The organism is Sphingobium sp., assembly GCF_041987595.1.
Lineage (GTDB): Bacteria > Pseudomonadota > Alphaproteobacteria > Sphingomonadales > Sphingomonadaceae > Sphingobium.
In genome coordinates this window covers 1-17,028 of sequence record NZ_JBHIWJ010000087.1, presented here as the reverse complement: position 1 = coordinate 17,028, position 17,028 = coordinate 1, and the positions used below count along the sequence as shown (strand labels likewise).

Genomic DNA, 17,028 nt, shown 5'->3' with positions numbered 1-17,028 from the left:
AGGCCTCGAAGTAATCCTCCTTCCTCGGCACGAATATCCAGGGCCGCGCACCGGGATGCCGGTCCAGCGCTTCAATGAAGCTGCGGAAGGCGAAGGGCTTGGTCTTATCGTCCTCGGCGCGCAGGAACTGGATCAGGTCCGCTGCCTTCGCCAACATGAACAGCACGCTGCCCGTTGCCCGATCGGCATCGTCGGCGAAAGTCCGCGCCGAAGAACTGGTGGCGAGCCATTCCTTGAGGTCGTCCTTGGGCCGGTTCTTCAGGGCATGGAGCAGGTCGGGCAGGGTGCGCTTGTTCTCCTGCCACAGGGCGCGGATCATGTTGGCGACAAGGATGCGGCTGGTGTCGAGCCATACGTCGCTGTCGTGCTGGCCGGTCTCGGTGATCAGCTGGTGGGCGATGCGGTCGGCATCGGCCGGATGGGCGATCTCGGCAAAGGGCGACCAGAAGGCGCAACGGGTGTCGAACGGATTGAGGATCACATCGCCGCGGGCCGGATTGTAATAGTGCGCGATGAACTCGCCGCTGGTGTCGTAGACCAGCGCGGCTTCGCCCCGCGCCTCGATCCCATCGAGCAATTGCCGCAAGGCCGTGGTCTTGCCGCTGCCGGTCGTGCCGATCATCGCCATGTGACGGGTTTCCAGACGGGCGGGGATCGCCACCTTGCCAATCGACAAAGTGTGGGCGTCAGCTTGCCTGCCGGTCAGCCTCGCAAGCTGCTTCTCGCTCACCACCTGCGTTCCGCCGATCCAGCGGTCGGCCAGCAGGCGCTCGCGCCGCCGGGCCAGCGCGCCGCGCAAGGCGATCAGGCCCACAAGCCAGGTGCCGAAGCCCAGCCAACATCCCCGCCTGGCCCAGGCCCAGACAAGATCGACGCGCCGCCGGAAATAGGGATGGGCGATGATCTGGCGTGCCGAACGCCCTTCCTCGACATGGTCGGGAAAGTGCACGTCGATTCCCGCATCGGCTTCCCAGCTGGACACGGCCCAGAGCTTGGTCCTTGCCCAGTAGTAGGTGCCGGTGGCAAGCATCGCGTCGTGGCCCAGCATTATATTGGGCAGTGCCAGTCCGCCGAGGGCAACCGAGGCCAGCATGACGAGGGCCTGCCGCTTGAGGCGGGCGCCTTGGGTGCTGAGATGATGCTTGCGCAGGGCATCGGCATGGTTGCGGCGATCGTCGGGGCGGGTCATGGCCGGTTTCCCCGTGCAAGGCCCCGCTGGCGATTGTAGGCGGCGGTGATCTCCTCGGTGAGGATCGCGTCGCTCTTGCGCGCGCCGCTGGCCGCGCTGCGGGCGTAGCAATAGGCGGCGCAGGCGGTGAACAACGCGCGGTCCAGCATCCGCTCCACGTCCACGATGCGCGTGCCGACCGATGCCAGTTCGGACACGATCTCGCGGGTGTCGATCGCGCTGCCTGTCCCTTGCACGAGGGCGGCCAGTCCCGTGTCCACGACGCGGGCGAGCATGGCATATTCGCTCAATCCGCGTTGTCTGGCGAAGCCGGCAAGGGTGAGGTGCTGGACCGAAGAGAGCCGCACGGTCTGGGCGCGGGCGCTCACGATGCCGCTCCAGCCGAGATGCTATTCGCCATCGCGGGAAACGGCGCAATTGTGCCGTTCCCGATCCCTCCTGTTTGACGGGATGCTATCCGCATCCCGTCAACCTCGCAGGAATGCGCGATGCACCCGTGCGTGAGGTGTGTATCTGAATTGCTGGCTCGATGCGCAGCATCGCAGCCCCGCAACATTGCGTTTTGGCGCCCCCGCTCAACCATGATCCGGCCCTTTCCGGCAGGCTTCGCAAAGGCCATCGCCGGGTTCGTGGGAACAGCATTCACCGGGTTGGCCGCTTGCATCCGGCATGGCGCCGGTCGCCGGTTTCGCGCTATGGTCCGCAACCCATCGGGCTATGACGGCGCGGGCTTCTCGATCAGCCTCGTGACGATCGATCTCCCGGCACTGGCGCGGCTGGTCGTAAAGGCCATGCTCCACGATCCAGTCATGAAGGGTCCGGTCGATGGCTTTCTGCATCCGCCTGTCGAGCCGGTCGGCGTCGATCGGATCAAGATGCGCGGTGACGTGCTGGGCTTCGATCAGGCCGCCGAGCGGCAGATAGGTGCCGCCTGCATTCTGCAACGGGCCATCGATACGCAGGTTCGAAATGACCCCCCGGTGGATATGCAGCGTCGGGCGTTCGTTGATGGTCCATTGGGCAATGGAGCAGCGATAGGTTTCGCCGTCCTCGTCGTTGGTCAGTAATCGCTGAATGAGGGGCAGGGCGAAGCGAGCGATGCGATAGTCGGCCCGGAAGTGCATGGTAACGGTGCGGCCGGTCCAGAGGAAATCGGCCAACCTGTCCAAGGCGTGATGGAAAATGGTCACGGGAACTCCTCTCGTGAATCTCACGATGGTTCGAGTGCATGGGGGAGGGAAGATGCAGGCGCGGAGCGGCCCGCCAACTCAAAAAAGCTGGGGCCGTGGAGCGCCTGCGGGTAGTCAATAGCGGCGGGGTTGAAGGCCGTTCAGCCAGTCTTCCACATCGCCCGAACGCCACCGAATCTTTCCGGCGCCGATATGGCATGGGCATGGAAAACTGCCGCTTCGCGCACGGCGATAAAGGGTGGTGCGGGATTTGAAGCCGGTGACGTTCAGCACGTCGGCGACGGTCAGAAGCTGGTTCCGATCAGGGGGCATGATGTCGTCCTACTCCATTGGTGGGAGTGCAGGGCGTGCCGCTAGGAGGCGATGGGAGCCATTCAGTTCCCCATTCACGGAAATTCATGCATGGGCAGAGAGCGCAAAAAGCCGTTGAATGCGGGGTATACACCGGCATGGATTTTTTCCAACCGGCTGTCGCTGATGCCTTCGGCGCGCAGGATTTCCTTTTTACCCTCGAAAGTCATGCCGTCGAGTTCAGGACGCCTCAGCGCGACGATAATCTGGATGGCCTCTCGAAAGGAGTGGGCGCGACGATCATTGGCATGTGAGAGAAGCCATTCCACCCGCCGGTCGAATAGATTGCGGTCGAGTGTGTCGAGCAATGTTCTCGACGTGACCAGCGCGGACGCGACCCGCCCTGCAAGTTTGACTCGCAATTCACTCATCGGGATTGGTCGGTGCGGCGTGCAATGCCAAAGAGCCTGATCCCGGCTGAGGACGAACAGGGCGCCATGATCCGCGACGAATGCGCGAAGGGCTTTTGTCGCTACGGGCTTGAGTGTTCCATCAGGCAGCAATTCCGCGCAGGGAATATCTCCGCTCGCGATCAGGTTCCGAAATTCGGCGAGCGCCCGTAGGTCACGTTGAAGCGCCTCATTCGGCTCCGCGACAATATCTTCGATTTCCAGTTCATCACGAACCTTGGTGCGGAAATGGGCCAATATGAACGCAGTGCCTGCACCCAGAAGCAGCGGCACGCCGATACCAGTCTTGATGGGATCGGGCGCTAGGATGAGGACAATCGCGATTAGAACCGCTATCATCGCAGCCAATCGCACGAAGTCGAGCCACAAGCGCCGCTTGCGCCCGCGCTTCGCTGCCGAAGCCATCGCGTCGAGTACGTTCGCCGGGATAATGGCTTGCAGGGACGTTCCAATCGGTTGCCTCAGAAACGTAATGAAGCCGTCCCGAATTTTGACGAACTCGGCGGGGCGAAGAGGCAACTGCTCTTGCATCTGGGACAAGGGCTTAAGGGCAATGGGAGGCGTCTTCAATTCCGAACAGCCATCGCATCGCGTTCAATTCCGATGCGTCCTGTTGGATTGCCGTGAAAAAATTTCCCGATGATCTGCACCACCAGTGCACCACCAGAGGAAATTTGGCCCCGCTGGAGGGGTGAATTCTTCGGCTAAGTCATTGAAATCTTGGTCGGGACGAGAGGATTCGAACCTCCGACCCCCACACCCCCAGTGTGATGCGCTACCAGGCTGCGCTACGTCCCGACCGGAGCGGCGCAATTAGAAGCAGTCGGTGGAATATGCAAGGGCTTCGATGCAGGCTTTTTGCCCTTTTGTCGGCAAATCCTAATCATGTTGCCTCACCCGGCCCATCTGTGTTAGCCGCGCGCCCTTGATTTGTAGGCGCTTTGCGTCTGCAACTGGACAAGATTATAAGGCGAAAGTCCCAAGCATGTTCATATCTCCAGCCTTTGCCCAGACTGCGGGCGGGGAATCTTCCGGCGCTTCCATGCTGGTACAGATGGCCCCTCTGGTCCTCATCTTCGTCGTCTTCTACTTCCTGCTGATCCGTCCGCAGCAAAAGAAGATGAAGGAGCATAAGGCCAAGATCGACGCCGTGAAGAAGGGCGATCAGGTCGTGACCGGCGGCGGTCTTGTCGGCAAGGTGGTTCGCGTCGACGAATTTTACGCCGAAGTCGAACTGGCGCCGAACATGAAGGTCAAGGCGGTGAAGTCCACCCTGACCGATGTGATCGACCCCGCCACCGCCAAGCCCGCGAACGACTGAGCGGCCAGATGCTGAACTTTTCGCGCTGGACGGTCGCCGCGATCCTGTTGCCGCTGCTGATCGGTATCGCCTGCGCGGTGCCGAGCTTCCTGCCCGATTCGGTGGTGACGCAGCTGCCCAAATTCATGCAGACCCGCGTGAATCTGGGCCTCGACCTGTCGGGCGGCAGCCATTTGCTGCTGGAAGCCTCGACCCAGGATGTCGCCAAGCAGCGCATCGCCAATATGGAGGAGCAGGTCCGCACGGAACTGCGCCGGGGCGACAGCAAGATCGCGATCGGCGATATTTCCAGCCGCGACGGGAAGCTGAGCTTCATGGTGCGCAACCCGTCACAGGTCGATGCCGCCGTCGAGCGCATCCGGCCGCTGACGCAGGGGGCGGGACTCACCGGCCAGCGCGATTTCAATGTCGAGGTGGTGAACAGCTCCACCATCGTCATCACGCCGACCCAGGCGGGTATCGACAATGCGGTGAAGAGCGCGATGGAAGTCGCCACCGAAGTCATCCGCAAGCGCATCGACGAAATGGGCACGCGTGAGCCGACCATCCAGCAGCAGGGCGGCAACCGCATCGTCGTGCAGGTACCGGGTCTTCAGAACCCCAAGGCGCTGAAGGATCTGCTGGGTCAGACCGCGAAGCTTGAGTTCAAGCTGGTCGACGTCAACGCCAATCCCAGCGAAGTGGCGCAGGGCCGCGCGCCGGTGGGCAGCGAAGTGCTGCCTTATCCGGCCAATCCGTCCGGTTCGCCGGTGATCGCCGTCTACCGGCAGGTCATGGTGTCGGGCGAAGACCTGACCGACGCGCAGCAGGGTTTCAGCCAGCAGAGCAATGAGCCGATCGTCAATATCCGTTTCAACGGAGCGGGCGGCCGCAAATTCGGTCAGGTGACGTCGCAGAATGTCAACCGGCCCTTCGCCATCATCCTGGACGGCAAGGTGCTGTCGGCGCCCAACATCAACGAGCCGATTCTGGGCGGCAGCGCGCAGATCAGCGGCAGCTTCACCGTGGAAAGCGCCAATCAGCTCGCCATTGCGCTGCGTTCGGGCAAGCTGCCCGTTGCGCTGACCGTGGTGGAGGAACGCACCGTCGGGCCGCAGCTGGGCGCCGATTCGATCCGGGCGGGTCTGCTCGCCTCCGTGATCGCGGTCGCGGCGGTCGCGGCCTTCATGTTCGTCAGCTACGGCCGCTTCGGCATGTATGCGAACCTTGCCGTCGCCATCAACGTGCTGGTGATCCTGGGCGTGATGGGCATTCTGGGCGCGACGCTGACGCTGCCGGGCATTGCCGGTTTCGTGCTGACCATCGGCACGGCGGTCGACGCCAACGTCCTGATCTACGAGCGCATCCGCGAGGAGCGCCGCCGGGGCCGCAACGTGGTCCAGTCGATCGAACATGGCTATAAGGAAGCCAGCCGCACCATTTTCGAGGCGAACGTGACCCACGCCATTGCCGGCGGCATCATGCTCGCGCTGGGATCGGGCCCGGTCAAGGGTTTCGCGATCGTGCTGCTGATCGGTATCGCGACCAGCGTGTTCACCGCCGTCACCTTCACCCGCTGGCTGGTGTCGCTCTGGGTCCGGGCCAACCGCCCGACCGAGATCCACATCTGACGGGGCGGGAGAGAAAATATGAAACTGCTAAAACTCGTCCCAGACAACACCAATATCGGCTTCGTCAAGCTGCGCCACTGGGCCTTTGCCCTGACGGCGCTGCTGACGGTCCTCGCGGTCGGCGCGACCTTCTACAAAGGCCTCAATCTGGGCGTCGATTTCGTCGGTGGCCTGATGATCGAGGCGAAGTTCGAGTCTGCGCCGCATCTGGAAAAGGTGCGCGGCGTGGTCGACCGGCTGGGCGTGGGCGATGGCTCGCTCCAGCAATTCGGCGATCCCAGGACGGTCCAGATTCGCCTGCCGCTTCCCGAACAGGGCGGTGCGGGCGCGTCCAACGCCATCGTCGAAAAGGCGCGCAAGGCGATGACGGCGGAATTCCCCGGCGTCACCTTCTCCCGCTACGACACGGTGTCGGGCAAGGTGTCGGGCGAACTGATCCAGAACGGCGTGCTCGCGGTGATGCTGGCGGTGATCGGCATCGCGATCTTCTCCTGGTTCCGCTATGAATGGCAGTTCGGCGTTTCGACCTTCGTTGCGATCATGCACGACGTCCTGATGACGCTGGGCTTCTTCGCCATCACCCAGCTGGAGTTCGACCTCAACATCGTCGCTGCCGTGCTGACAATCGTGGGCTATTCGATCAACGACAAGATGGTGATCGACGACCGCATCCGCGAGAACATGCGCAAATATCGCAAGATGGACATGAAGGCGCTGATCGACCTGTCGGTCAACGAGACGCTGCCCCGCACCGTCATGACGTCGGTGACTGTGCTGCTGGCGCTGGGCGCGCTGTTGCTGCTGGGCGGGCATGTGCTGCGCGGCTTCACGGCGGCCATGATGCTGGGCATCATCGTCGGCACCTATTCATCGGTCTATGTGTCCTCCTCGCTGCTGATCACGCTGGGTCTGTCGCCCGCGAGCGCCGAGAAGAAGGCCGCGAAGGCCAGCATCGCGGCACAGGCCGAGCGCACGGGTCCGCGTGACGACGGAGCGCGGCCCTGAACGGCCAGACATCTGGAAAGGGGCGCAGCGGAATCGAGCTGCGCCGCGACGAGGCGGGGCAGGGGCCGATCGTCACCGGCTTTCAGGGCCGGGGCTTCCGGGTCCGCGACGATGTGTTTCCCGATGGCCTGCTGCTCTCTCCGGTTCGCGCGCTGGCGTGGCAAAGCGCCCCTGCCATCGACGCGCTGACGGTGGCGGATCTGGGCGATCTGCTCGATCTTGATCCGCAGCCGGAATTTCTGCTGATCGGTACTGGAGCGGGGCTGCGCCGGCCGCCGCGTCCCTTCGTCCGCGAACTGGAAGCGCGGGGCATCGGCGTCGAGGTGATGGACAGCCGCGCCGCCGCGCGCGCCTGGGGCGTGCTGCGTGCCGAAGAGCGCTGGATCGTCGCGGCCTTGCTGCCGTTGATCTGACCGAGGGCCGGTTCCGCCATGCGCCGAAAGGCGCATCCAAACAGACTCTGACCGCCCTCCTTGCGCTTTCTGCTTCCATTGCCTACTCTTGATCCCAAGTTCCGGTGCCTTTCGGCACTGGCGAAGAAGAAAAGAGATACGGCCATGGTGCAGCAGAGCCGCCCATCGCCGCAGAGTTCCGGCCCAGCCGGCGGAGTTTCGGGCAAAGGGGTCCGTTCCGGTCAGGGCAATGGGAGCAAGGCTGCGGCCCTCACTCCCCCGTCGAAACCGCGGGGCCTTTTGCCTCATCCGCCGCGTGGCCGCAGGGCTTATGCCGCGATCGATCTGGGCACCAACAATTGCCGCCTGCTGATTGCAAAGCCGTCTTCGGACGGCTTCATCGTCGTGGATGCCTTTTCCCGAATCGTCCGTCTGGGCGAGGGGCTGGCCGCGACCGGGCGGATCAGTGATGCCGCGATCGACCGGGCGATTGCAGCGCTGTCCGTCTGCGCCGACAAGTTGCGGCGGCGGCACGTGACGCTGGCGCGGTCCGTGGCGACCGAGGCTTGCCGTCGGGCGTCCAACGGCGCCGAGTTCATTCAGCGCGTCTATCGCGAGACCGGCATCGCGCTCGACATCATCAGCGCGCAGGAAGAGGCGCGGCTCGCGGTGCTGGGTTGCCACGCGCTGCTGGAGCCGGGCAACAGTCCGGCGCTGATCTTCGACATTGGTGGCGGATCGACCGAACTGGTGCTGGTGGACAGCTGCCGCGAAGGCGCACCGCATATCGTCGACTGGGTGAGCGCGCCCTGGGGCGTGGTGTCGCTGACGGAGAGCGAGCCGTTCGATCATGCCGATCCGGCCGACCGGCTGAATGCCTATGTCCGCATGCGGGAGCGGGTGGCGGATGCCTTTGCGCCGCTGGCGAGGCGCTTGCCGCCGGTGGAGTCGGATATTCGCCTGCTCGGCACGTCGGGAACGGTGACGACGCTGGCCAGCCTGCATCTTGACCTGCCGCGCTATGACCGGCAGGCGATCGATGGCCTGATCGTGCCGTCCACATCGATGCGCGCGATTTCGGCGCGTCTGTCGACCATGCCGCTGTCGGAGCGGCAGAAGCTGCCCTGTATCGGGACGGAGCGGGCCGATCTGGTGGTGGCTGGCTGCGCCATTTTGGAATCGATCCTCGATATCTGGCCGGCACAGCGTCTGGGCGTGGCCGATCGGGGCATTCGTGAAGGCATATTGCGCGGCCTGATGGACCGCGACGGAGTGAAGATGTGAGAGGCACCGGTGCCGGCAAGGTCAGGGTCAAGACGGCGAAGGGGCGCACGGCTCAGTCGACCCGTTGGCTCGCAAGGCAGTTGAACGATCCCTATGTCCGTCGCGCCAAGGCGGAAGGGTGGCGCAGCCGCGCCGCCTTCAAGCTGATCGAGCTGGATGAGAAATTCCATTTCGTGAAAGGGTCGCGCGCGGTGGTCGATCTGGGCGTGGCGCCGGGCGGCTGGGCGCAGGTGGTGCGCAAGCTCTGTCCCAAGGCGAAGGTGGTGGGGATCGACCTGTTGCCGACCGATCCCATACCGGGCGTGACCCTGTTCCAGATGGACTTCATGGACGACAAGGCGCCGGAGCTTCTGGCCGAGGCTTTGGGCGATGCGCCGGACCTTGTTATTTCGGACATGGCCGCGAACACGGTGGGCCATGCGGCGACCGACCATCTGCGCACCATGGGGCTGGTCGAGGCGGCGGCCATGTTCGCGGTCGAAAATCTGCGCAAGGGCGGCACCTTCGTCGCGAAGGTTTTTGCGGGCGGGACCGATGCGGAGCTGCTCGCCATCCTCAAGAAGCATTTCACCACGATCAAGCATGCCAAGCCGCCCGCGAGCCGGAAGGGCAGCGTCGAATGGTATGTGGTGGCCCAAGGGTTCAAGGGGCGGCCGGAAGAAGGCTGAACCGGCAGGGTGCGCTGCATTGCCTTTGCCAAGACGTTGAAATGCCCTTCTATTCCTGCGAAGGCAGGGCCAGCCTCCGAAAGGGGCGGGCCTACAGGCGGGCAGGGGGATTTTCGCATTGGTTTCGACGGTATCGACGGTCGCCTATCTCGGGCTGGATGCCCGGGGCGTAGAGGTTCAGTGCCAGCTGGTTCCGGGCCTGCCCAATTTCATCGTCGTCGGTCTGCCCGACAAGGCGGTGGCGGAAAGCCGGGAGCGGGTGCGCAACGCCATTGCCGCCATCGGCCTGTCGCTCCCCCCCAAGCGGATCACGGTCAACCTCTCGCCTGCCGACCTGCCCAAGGAAGGGTCGCATTTCGATCTGCCGATTGCGCTCGCCCTGTTGGGTGCGATGGGGGTGATCGATGCCGAAACGCTGGCGGGCTATGTGGTCGTCGGCGAGCTGGGGCTGGACGGACGGATCGCGCAGACGCCGGGGGTGCTGCTCGCGGCACTGCATGCCGGGGAGCGCGAGTTGGGACTTGTCTGCCCGGTGGCGCAGGGTGCGGAGGCGGCCTGGGCCGGGCAGGTGGAGGTGATCGCTGCGCCGGACCTGCTCAGCATCCTCAACCATTTCAAGGGCACCGCCGCCCTGTCGCCGCCGCAGCCGGGCGAGGTGGAGCCGCCGCTGCGGACCGCCGACCTCAAACAGGTCAAGGGACAGGAGACGGCCAAACGGGCCCTGGAGATTGCCGCCGCTGGCGGACATAATCTGCTGATGATCGGGCCTCCGGGCGCGGGCAAGTCGCTGATGGCGAGCTGTCTGCCGGGAATATTGCCCGAGCTGACGCCGGGCGAAGCGCTGGAAACCTCGATGGTGGCGAGTGTCGCGGGCACGTTGGAGGGCGGACGGATCAGCCGGGCGCGGCCCTTCCGCAATCCGCATCATAGCGCTTCCATGGCCGCGCTGGTGGGCGGCGGGCACAAGGCGCGGCCGGGCGAGGTCAGCATGGCGCATCTGGGCGTACTGTTCCTCGACGAATTGCCGGAGTTCCAGCGCACGGTGCTCGATTCGCTGCGGCAGCCGCTGGAGACGGGCGAGGTCACGGTGGCGCGCGCCAATGCGCATGTGACCTTTCCGGCGCGGGTGCAGTTGATCGCGGCGATGAACCCCTGCCGTTGCGGGCACCTGGGCGACCCGGCGCTGGCCTGTTCGCGGGCGCCGCGCTGCGCGGCGGACTATCAGGCGAAGATATCCGGACCGTTGCTCGATCGCATCGACCTGCATGTGGAGGTCCAGGCGGTGACGGCGGCCGACCTGGTGCTGCCCCCGCCCGCCGAAGGATCGACGGAGGTTGCGGCCCGGGTCGCGGCGGCGCGCGCGGTGCAGACGCGGCGCTATGAGGGAAGTGCCGTGCGCACCAATGCCGAAGTGGATGGCGAGCGGCTGGAGGATGTCGCCGGTCCCGATCAGGCGGGGCGCGAGCTGTTGGCGCAGGCGGCCGCGGCGATGAAGCTGTCGGCGCGGGGCTATACGCGGGTGCTGCGCGTGGCGCGGACCATTGCCGACCTCGCCGGGGCGGAACGGGTCGGAAGGGTGCATGTGGCCGAGGCGCTCAGCTACAGGCGTCGGGCGCCGGTCAATTGAGCCGCTGTCGGCTGGCGGGTTTCGGGCAATCCAGTCAGAGCATCGGGCGGAAAAATGGGAACCGATTTTCGCTCGAAACGATGCGATCACAATAGCTTAGGGCGCGCGAGCTGCGTCCGGTTTCATACAGCGCACTCCAGCCTCAGGCCGCGCTGTCGTTGGCGATCAGCTTGAGTTCGCCCACCGCGACCGGGCCGTTATCCTTGTGCGTGAAGCGGCCTTCGATGCGGCTGCCCGGTGCGATCGAGATGCTGTCGTAAACCACGTCCCCGGTGATGCGGGCGCTGCTTTCCACCACCAGTTGCCCGGCGGTGATCGAGCCATCGACCAGTCCGGCCAGACGCGCGCTTTGCGCCGTCACATGGCCGGCGATGCGGCTGTCGGGTCCCTGCACCAGCGCGGCGCAGCTGATGTCGCCTTCCACCGTGCCGTCGACATGCAGGTCGACGGTCGCGGACAGGTTGCCGATGATCGTTACATCGCTGCCGATGAGGGAAAAGGGCGTGTTCTTAGCCCCGGTTGCCGACATCGGCGAGGCGGGCCGTTGCGACTTGCTGGATCTGGAGAACATCTTTGCGGGCCTCAAGGAAGCGGCGGGGGTTGATGGGATTGCCGTTGACGCGCACCTCGAAATGGAGATGCGGCCCGGTCGAGCGGCCGGTCGAACCCATGCGGGCGATCTTCTCGCCGCGGGTCACCTGCTGGCCGACGCGGGTGTCGAAGCCTGAGAGATGGGCGTAGCGCGTCATCAGGCCATTGCCATGGGTCACCTCGACCACATTGCCATAGCCGCTGCGCTGGCCGACGAAGCTGACCTTGCCCGATGCGGCGGCGAGGATCGGCTGGCCTTTGCTGCCGGGAAAATCGAGGCCCGCATGGAAGGCCGCGTGGCCGTTGAACGGGTCGCTGCGATAGCCGTAGCTGCTGCTGAGCATGGGCGTCGCGGTCGGTTTCCCGGAGGGGATGGCAAGCAGGCTGCTTTCGAGAAACTCCATGCGCGCCATCGCCTTGGCCAGCTTTTCGAACTCGCCGGGCATCTTGTCCTCGCTCGGCCAGGGGACATAGGGGCCGCCCTGGGCGCGGGCGGCGCTACGGGCGAGGGCGTCGGGGTTGAGGCCGAAGCTGCGGATCGCCGCGGCCGCCTTGTCGGCGCGCTGCTCGACGGCGCCGGTCAGCAATGCGGCGAAGCGGCGCTGGCGCTGGTCGATCTGGATCAGCGGGGCGGCTTCGGGCGCGAGGCTGATCTTCGCGTTCAGCTTATGCGCGCCCTTGCCGTCTTTCTCGGGCGTGCCGACGACGGCCGCGGCGGGCGCAGCGTCTTCCTTGCCGAAATGGGTGCGGTAGAGATCATCCATGAAGTCCTGACGCTCTTCCAGCTCATGGGCGAGCTGGTCGACCGACTTGCGATAGGCTTCGACCTGGCCAGCGGTGCTGGCGACGGCCTTGCCCCGCGCGGAAAGGGCAGCGCGATCCTGTTCGATCCTGGCGCTGCTGGCGGCCATCGACAGGGTCAGGCCTGCCCAGCCGATCAGCGCGGTGGACAGGACGCCCGCCGTCGCGAGCTGCATCCGGCGCGAAAGGCGGATGAACTTCACCTCGCCGCCCGAACGCAGAAAGATTTCCCGCTCCGGGCACAGGGCAATGATCCTGGCCCAGAGGGTGGCTACCCCCTTCTTGCTCTGTTGCGACAATTGCGACCCCGCGTGATTTTTTAAGTGAACGGGGCGCTAACAAAAGGAATCGAGTCGCGCGAATCCGGGACGACGGACTCGTGACGAATCGAAACATGAACGGGACGAAACGTGGAACCGGGATTTCGGTTCCCGCCGAGGCGAAAATTTATTACGCCGGGCCGACGGCGCCCATCGGGCGTCTCAGTTCAAGCATGGCGCGGACTTCCGAAGCGGGTGCGGCGGCGCCGAAATGGAAGCCCTGGCCGAAATGGCAGCCGCCCGCGCGCAGATAATCGAGCTGCCGCAGATTTTCGACGCCTTCGGCCACGGTGCGGATGCCAAGGCTATAGGCGAGATTGAGGACCGTGCGGACGATCGCCGCATCGTCCGGGTCGGTTTCCAGATCCCGGACGAAACGCTGGTCAATCTTGATGATGTCGATCGGAAACTGTTTGAGGTGCGAGAGCGAGGCATAGCCGGTGCCGAAATCATCGAGCGCGATCGAGATGCCGGCGGCGCTCAGCCGGTGCAGGCTGCGCTCCACCACTTCGGCGTTGCGGCCCAGGAAGACCGACTCGGTGACTTCCAGCTCGATATGGCGCGGCGCGACGCCGGTGGCGTCCAGCGCATTGAGCAGCCGGTCGGGGAAGCTGCTGTCATGCAGTTCGACGCCCGGAACGTTGATCGCGACATGACCGAATTCGATGCCCTGATCCTGCCAGCGGCGGCAATCGGCGAGCACCTGAGCGAGCATGCGTTCGGTGATGACGCGGCCAAGCTCCGAATGTTCGAAGGCGGCGGCGATCTCCCCCGGCATGATGATCGACCCGTCGGGGCGGACGCAGCGGAGCAGCGCCTCGAAACCGATGACCCTGCCGCTCGCAAGGTCGACCTTGGGCTGGTACCAGGGGGCAGGCGGGGCGTGGACCAGCGCGTCGCGGGCGCGCTCCAGCATCCGCGCTTCGCGCTGCCAGCGCTCCAGCAGGCCGGGTTCGAAAATGCAGGCCCGGCCGCGCCCGCCATTTTTCGCCTCATAAAGCGCGATGTCCGCATGCTTCATCAGGTCGGCAATGTCGCCCGCATGTTCGGGGAAGAGCGCGACGCCCATGGACACGCGGCAATCAATGTCGCGGGTCCCGTGGTTCAGCGGCCGGTGCAGCTGGCCGGTCATGCGGGACAGGATGACGTCGAGGTCGCACGCCGTGCGCAGCCGGGTCAGCAGCACCGCGAATTCGTCTCCGCCCATGCGGGCGACCAGATCGCCGGGGCGCACCGAGTCGCGCAGCCGTTCGGCCACGGCGCACAGCAGGGCATCGCCTGCGTCATGACCGGCGCTGTCGTTGATCCGCTTGAATTCGTCGACGTCGATCAGGACCACCGCCATCTGCCCGCCGGACCGCCCGGTTGCCGCCGAAGCCTGAGCCAGCGTCGCCATGAAATGCGACCGATTGGCAAGTCCGGTGAGCGCGTCCGTCATGGCGAGATGGGCGAGGTGACGTTCGGCCTCCTTGCGCGCCGTGATGTCGACGATGCTGGAAAGGATGCAATCCTCGCCGCGGATGACGAGCGGGCGGGACGCGAGCAGTACATCATGAACGGCGCCGCCCTTGGCGACGATGCGGCATTCGGCATTGTCGATCGCCTGACCGTTGGCGATCCGGTCGCGCAGGCTGGCCTGTGCGGCGGAGCCTTCGCCCAGCACATGCACGCGCGAAATGTCGCCGTCTCCCCCGAACGTCCGCGCGGCGGCATCGTTGAAACGGACGACCGTGCCGTCGGGCCGGGTGACCAGCAGCGGAATCGGCACGCTCATGAACATGCGCTCCAGCGTCTCGCCATTGGCGGCGAGGGCGGCGCGGGCCGTCTGCGCCATCTGGCTGGCCGTCCATTCCTGCCGCTGGAGACGGTTGGTGCGGGCGATCGCGATCCACATGCCGCAATGGAGGATCAACACGGCCATAACCATGCCGGGCGCGGTGGGCGCGAAAGGGGCGGGGACGAGATAGCCTGCCAGCAACAGCGCCGCGCAGCCGAGGCCGCCGCCGACATTGCCGCGGAAACTGGTCGGCACGACGAGGTAGAAGATCAGCGGCAGCATAACGAGCACGAAGATCGCAATGTCGCTGCGCGAGGATACCAGAAAGGCGACGCCTACCGCCGTAACGAACTGCCAGCTGAAGCAGATTCGTTCGACGGCGCGGAAATGGACCATGCGGCGGCATAAGGACAGGCAGGCCAGCGACCAGAGCACCACCGCGATGCGGGCCGGGACGGCGACCCAGAAATGCGGAGTGCCCGCAAAGCGCCAGTCGCTGAAGAGGAAAAGCGCGTTAAGTATCGCCGAGAGCAGGAAGAGCATGCGGGCATGGCGTCGCGACTCGGGCAGGCGGTCCGCCTGAAAAGCGGCTTCTCTGTCCGGATTGTTGAACTCGCCGGTAATGGTCGAAAGCTGGGTCACACTCTGTCCACATGTCCGCCGGCTTGGCGGCGTCCGGCCAGAATAGGTTATCTGTTCTTATCAATTTCCTAACGCCTTTTTCACCATGACGGGCCATGCGCGGATCGCGACCCGTGGGCACCGTCCTTGACCGGCGGGGCACGCGTCGCTATAGGCGCGCCTGCTCAAAGGTCGGGCATGGGTGGATTCGTTCGTCCCAGGTCAGCCCCTGGAGCATCAGAGCTGAACATTACCGGTGCTCTTTGCGGCTCCGGGCGGGTTTCCGCCGGGGCCTTTGCTGTTTGGAGGCGTTGCGCCTTTCCGGACAGCAGGACGCGGGACGGTTCCGGTAAAGTAACTGAAAAGGTGAAGGGCTTCATGCCAACAATCAACCAGCTGGTCCGCAAGGGCCGCGAGCTGCAGAAGACCAAGTCGAAGGTCCCTGCAATGGAAGCGAACCCGCAGAAGCGCGGCGTTTGCACCCGTGTTTACACGACGACCCCGAAGAAGCCGAACTCGGCTCTCCGCAAGGTGGCGAAGGTGCGTCTGGTCAACCAGCGCGAAGTCATCACCTACATTCCGGGTGAAGGCCACAACCTTCAGGAGCACAGCGTTGTGCTGATCCGCGGCGGCCGCGTGCGCGACCTTCCCGGTGTGCGCTATCATGTGCTGCGCGGCGTTCTGGATACCCAGGGCGTCAAGGACCGTAAGCAGAGCCGTTCGAAGTACGGCGCGAAGCGTCCGAAGTAAGGGAGACTGAAACTATGTCACGTCGTCGTCGCCCCGAAAAGCGCGTCATCCTGCCCGATCCCAAGTTCGGTGATGTCGTGCTGTCGAAGTTCATGAACAGCATCATGCAGGACGGCAAAAAGGCCGTCGCCGAGTCCATCGTTTACGGTGCGCTCGAAACTGTCGAAGCGAAGTCCAAGAAGGACCCGATCGGCATGTTCCATGACGCGCTCAACAATGTGAAGCCCGGCATCGAAGTCCGCAGCCGCCGCGTTGGCGGTGCGACCTACCAGGTCCCCGTCGAAGTGCGCCCCGAGCGCGCCCAGGCGCTGGCCATCCGCTGGCTGATCACGGCGTCGCGCAACCGCAGCGAAACCACCATGGCGGCCCGCCTGTCGGGTGAGCTGCTGGACGCTGCCAACAACCGCGGCAATGCCGTCAAGAAGCGCGAAGACACGCACCGCATGGCGGAAGCGAACCGCGCCTTCTCGCACTATCGCTGGTAAGCATAAGGAATGGGCGCTTTCTCAGCGCCCGTTTCTGCTCGGCCATGCTCCGGGGAATCCGTCCGTTCGCCTTGGGTCTACCCATGGCGGACGGATTGGTTTAGGGGCCAGCCGCAAGACTCATCCCCTCACCGCCGGCGTGCCGGCAACGGAGAAGCATCATGGCCCGCAGCCATCCGCTCGAACGCTATCGCAATTTCGGTATCATGGCGCACATCGACGCCGGCAAGACCACCACGACCGAGCGTATTCTTTACTATACCGGCAAGTCCTACAAGATCGGCGAAGTCCATGACGGCGCCGCCACCATGGACTGGATGGAGCAGGAGCAGGAGCGTGGCATCACCATCACGTCGGCCGCGACGACCTGCTTCTGGAACGATCACCGCCTGAACATCATCGACACCCCCGGCCACGTCGACTTCACCATCGAAGTCGAGCGTTCGCTGCGCGTGCTCGACGGTGCCGTCGCCGCGTTCGACGGCGTGGCGGGCGTTGAGCCGCAGTCGGAAACCGTGTGGCGTCAGGCGGACAAGTACAAGGTTCCGCGGATGTGCTTCATCAACAAGCTCGACCGCACCGGCGCGAATTTCTATTATTGCGTGCAGACGATCATCGACCGTCTGGGCGCTACTC

Annotated in this window: 18 protein-coding genes and 1 tRNA gene; 10 read left to right on the top strand and 9 right to left on the bottom strand. The window is 64.7% G+C overall.

The genetic code is table 11. From position 1 onward, the window contains the following. The 6 genes from ACFC3J_RS17630 to ACFC3J_RS17605 form a co-directional block, all read right to left on the bottom strand. The coding region (locus tag ACFC3J_RS17630; RefSeq protein ID WP_375197404.1) for a type IV secretion system DNA-binding domain-containing protein at positions 1-1,189 on the bottom strand (1,189 nt) is incomplete at its 3' end. After that, on the bottom strand, positions 1,186-1,557 hold the full coding sequence (locus ACFC3J_RS17625; protein WP_375197403.1) for a hypothetical protein: 372 nt from the start codon (positions 1,555-1,557) through the stop codon (positions 1,186-1,188). The genes ACFC3J_RS17625 and ACFC3J_RS17630, both read right to left, overlap by 4 nt. Positions 1,558-1,764: 207 nt before the next feature. Further along, complete coding sequence (locus ACFC3J_RS17620; RefSeq protein WP_375197402.1) at positions 1,765-2,379, bottom strand: hypothetical protein; 615 nt, start codon at positions 2,377-2,379, stop codon at positions 1,765-1,767. Between the two features lie 114 nt (positions 2,380-2,493). Beyond that, the gene (locus ACFC3J_RS17615; protein ID WP_375197401.1) at positions 2,494-2,691 is read right to left on the bottom strand and encodes a helix-turn-helix transcriptional regulator; all 198 of its coding nucleotides are present in this window, start codon (positions 2,689-2,691) and stop codon (positions 2,494-2,496) included. Positions 2,692-2,765: 74 nt separating this feature from the next. Continuing rightward, positions 2,766-3,680 (bottom strand): hypothetical protein, encoded by a 915-nt coding sequence (locus tag ACFC3J_RS17610; RefSeq protein ID WP_375197400.1) that lies wholly within the window; start codon positions 3,678-3,680, stop codon positions 2,766-2,768. A 181-nt stretch (positions 3,681-3,861) separates the two neighbouring features. Beyond that, positions 3,862-3,938, bottom strand: a tRNA-Pro gene (locus ACFC3J_RS17605). Positions 3,939-4,125: 187 nt separating this feature from the next. On the opposite strand from ACFC3J_RS17605, the gene yajC reads away from it, so the two are divergent. The 7 genes from yajC (at position 4,126) to ACFC3J_RS17570 (ending at position 11,047) form a co-directional block, all read left to right on the top strand. Then, entirely contained in the window at positions 4,126-4,461 is a 336-nt protein-coding gene (yajC, locus tag ACFC3J_RS17600; protein WP_176592041.1) for a preprotein translocase subunit YajC, read from the top strand. A gap of 8 nt (positions 4,462-4,469) precedes the next feature. Continuing rightward, positions 4,470-6,071 carry a protein translocase subunit SecD gene (secD, locus tag ACFC3J_RS17595; RefSeq protein WP_375197399.1) on the top strand — a complete coding sequence of 534 codons (1,602 nt, stop codon included), beginning with the start codon at positions 4,470-4,472 and terminating at the stop codon, positions 6,069-6,071. A gap of 18 nt (positions 6,072-6,089) precedes the next feature. Further along, positions 6,090-7,076, top strand: coding sequence for a protein translocase subunit SecF (gene secF, locus ACFC3J_RS17590; RefSeq protein ID WP_375197398.1), 987 nt, complete (start codon positions 6,090-6,092; stop codon positions 7,074-7,076). Between the two features lie 68 nt (positions 7,077-7,144). After that, positions 7,145-7,489, top strand: coding sequence for an MTH938/NDUFAF3 family protein (locus ACFC3J_RS17585; RefSeq protein ID WP_375197405.1), 345 nt, complete (start codon positions 7,145-7,147; stop codon positions 7,487-7,489). A 144-nt stretch (positions 7,490-7,633) separates the two neighbouring features. After that, positions 7,634-8,752, top strand: coding sequence for a Ppx/GppA phosphatase family protein (locus tag ACFC3J_RS17580; RefSeq protein WP_375197397.1), 1,119 nt, complete (start codon positions 7,634-7,636; stop codon positions 8,750-8,752). Beyond that, on the top strand, positions 8,749-9,420 hold the full coding sequence (locus ACFC3J_RS17575) for an RlmE family RNA methyltransferase (protein WP_375197396.1): 672 nt from the start codon (positions 8,749-8,751) through the stop codon (positions 9,418-9,420). Before ACFC3J_RS17580 ends, ACFC3J_RS17575 begins: the two co-directional genes overlap by 4 nt. Before the next feature lie 118 nt (positions 9,421-9,538). Beyond that, positions 9,539-11,047 (top strand): YifB family Mg chelatase-like AAA ATPase, encoded by a 1,509-nt coding sequence (locus ACFC3J_RS17570; protein WP_375197395.1) that lies wholly within the window; start codon positions 9,539-9,541, stop codon positions 11,045-11,047. Positions 11,048-11,189: 142 nt separating this feature from the next. On the opposite strand, the gene ACFC3J_RS17565 is transcribed toward ACFC3J_RS17570, so the two are convergent. The 3 genes from ACFC3J_RS17565 to ACFC3J_RS17555 all read right to left on the bottom strand — a co-directional run bounded on the left by ACFC3J_RS17565 (position 11,190) and on the right by ACFC3J_RS17555 (position 15,178). Then, positions 11,190-11,576: a polymer-forming cytoskeletal protein gene (locus ACFC3J_RS17565; RefSeq protein WP_375197394.1), complete on the bottom strand. Its 387-nt coding sequence runs from the start codon at positions 11,574-11,576 to the stop codon at positions 11,190-11,192. After that, on the bottom strand, positions 11,557-12,738 hold the full coding sequence (locus ACFC3J_RS17560; RefSeq protein ID WP_375197393.1) for a peptidoglycan DD-metalloendopeptidase family protein: 1,182 nt from the start codon (positions 12,736-12,738) through the stop codon (positions 11,557-11,559). The genes ACFC3J_RS17565 and ACFC3J_RS17560 overlap by 20 nt, the downstream gene beginning before the upstream one ends. A 151-nt stretch (positions 12,739-12,889) precedes the next feature. Further along, positions 12,890-15,178: a putative bifunctional diguanylate cyclase/phosphodiesterase gene (locus ACFC3J_RS17555; RefSeq protein ID WP_375197392.1), complete on the bottom strand. Its 2,289-nt coding sequence runs from the start codon at positions 15,176-15,178 to the stop codon at positions 12,890-12,892. Between the two features lie 357 nt (positions 15,179-15,535). Between ACFC3J_RS17555 and rpsL the strand changes: the two genes are divergently transcribed. The 3 genes from rpsL to ACFC3J_RS17540 form a co-directional block, all read left to right on the top strand. Next, entirely contained in the window at positions 15,536-15,907 is a 372-nt protein-coding gene (gene rpsL / locus ACFC3J_RS17550) for a 30S ribosomal protein S12 (protein WP_007686591.1), read from the top strand. Positions 15,908-15,921: 14 nt separating this feature from the next. Further along, a complete protein-coding gene (gene rpsG, locus ACFC3J_RS17545; RefSeq protein WP_375197391.1) occupies positions 15,922-16,392 on the top strand; it encodes a 30S ribosomal protein S7 in 471 nt (156 codons plus the stop codon). 161 nt (positions 16,393-16,553) lie between these two features. Continuing rightward, a partial coding sequence (locus ACFC3J_RS17540; RefSeq protein WP_375197390.1) for a GTP-binding protein occupies positions 16,554-17,028 on the top strand: 475 nt, incomplete at its 3' end.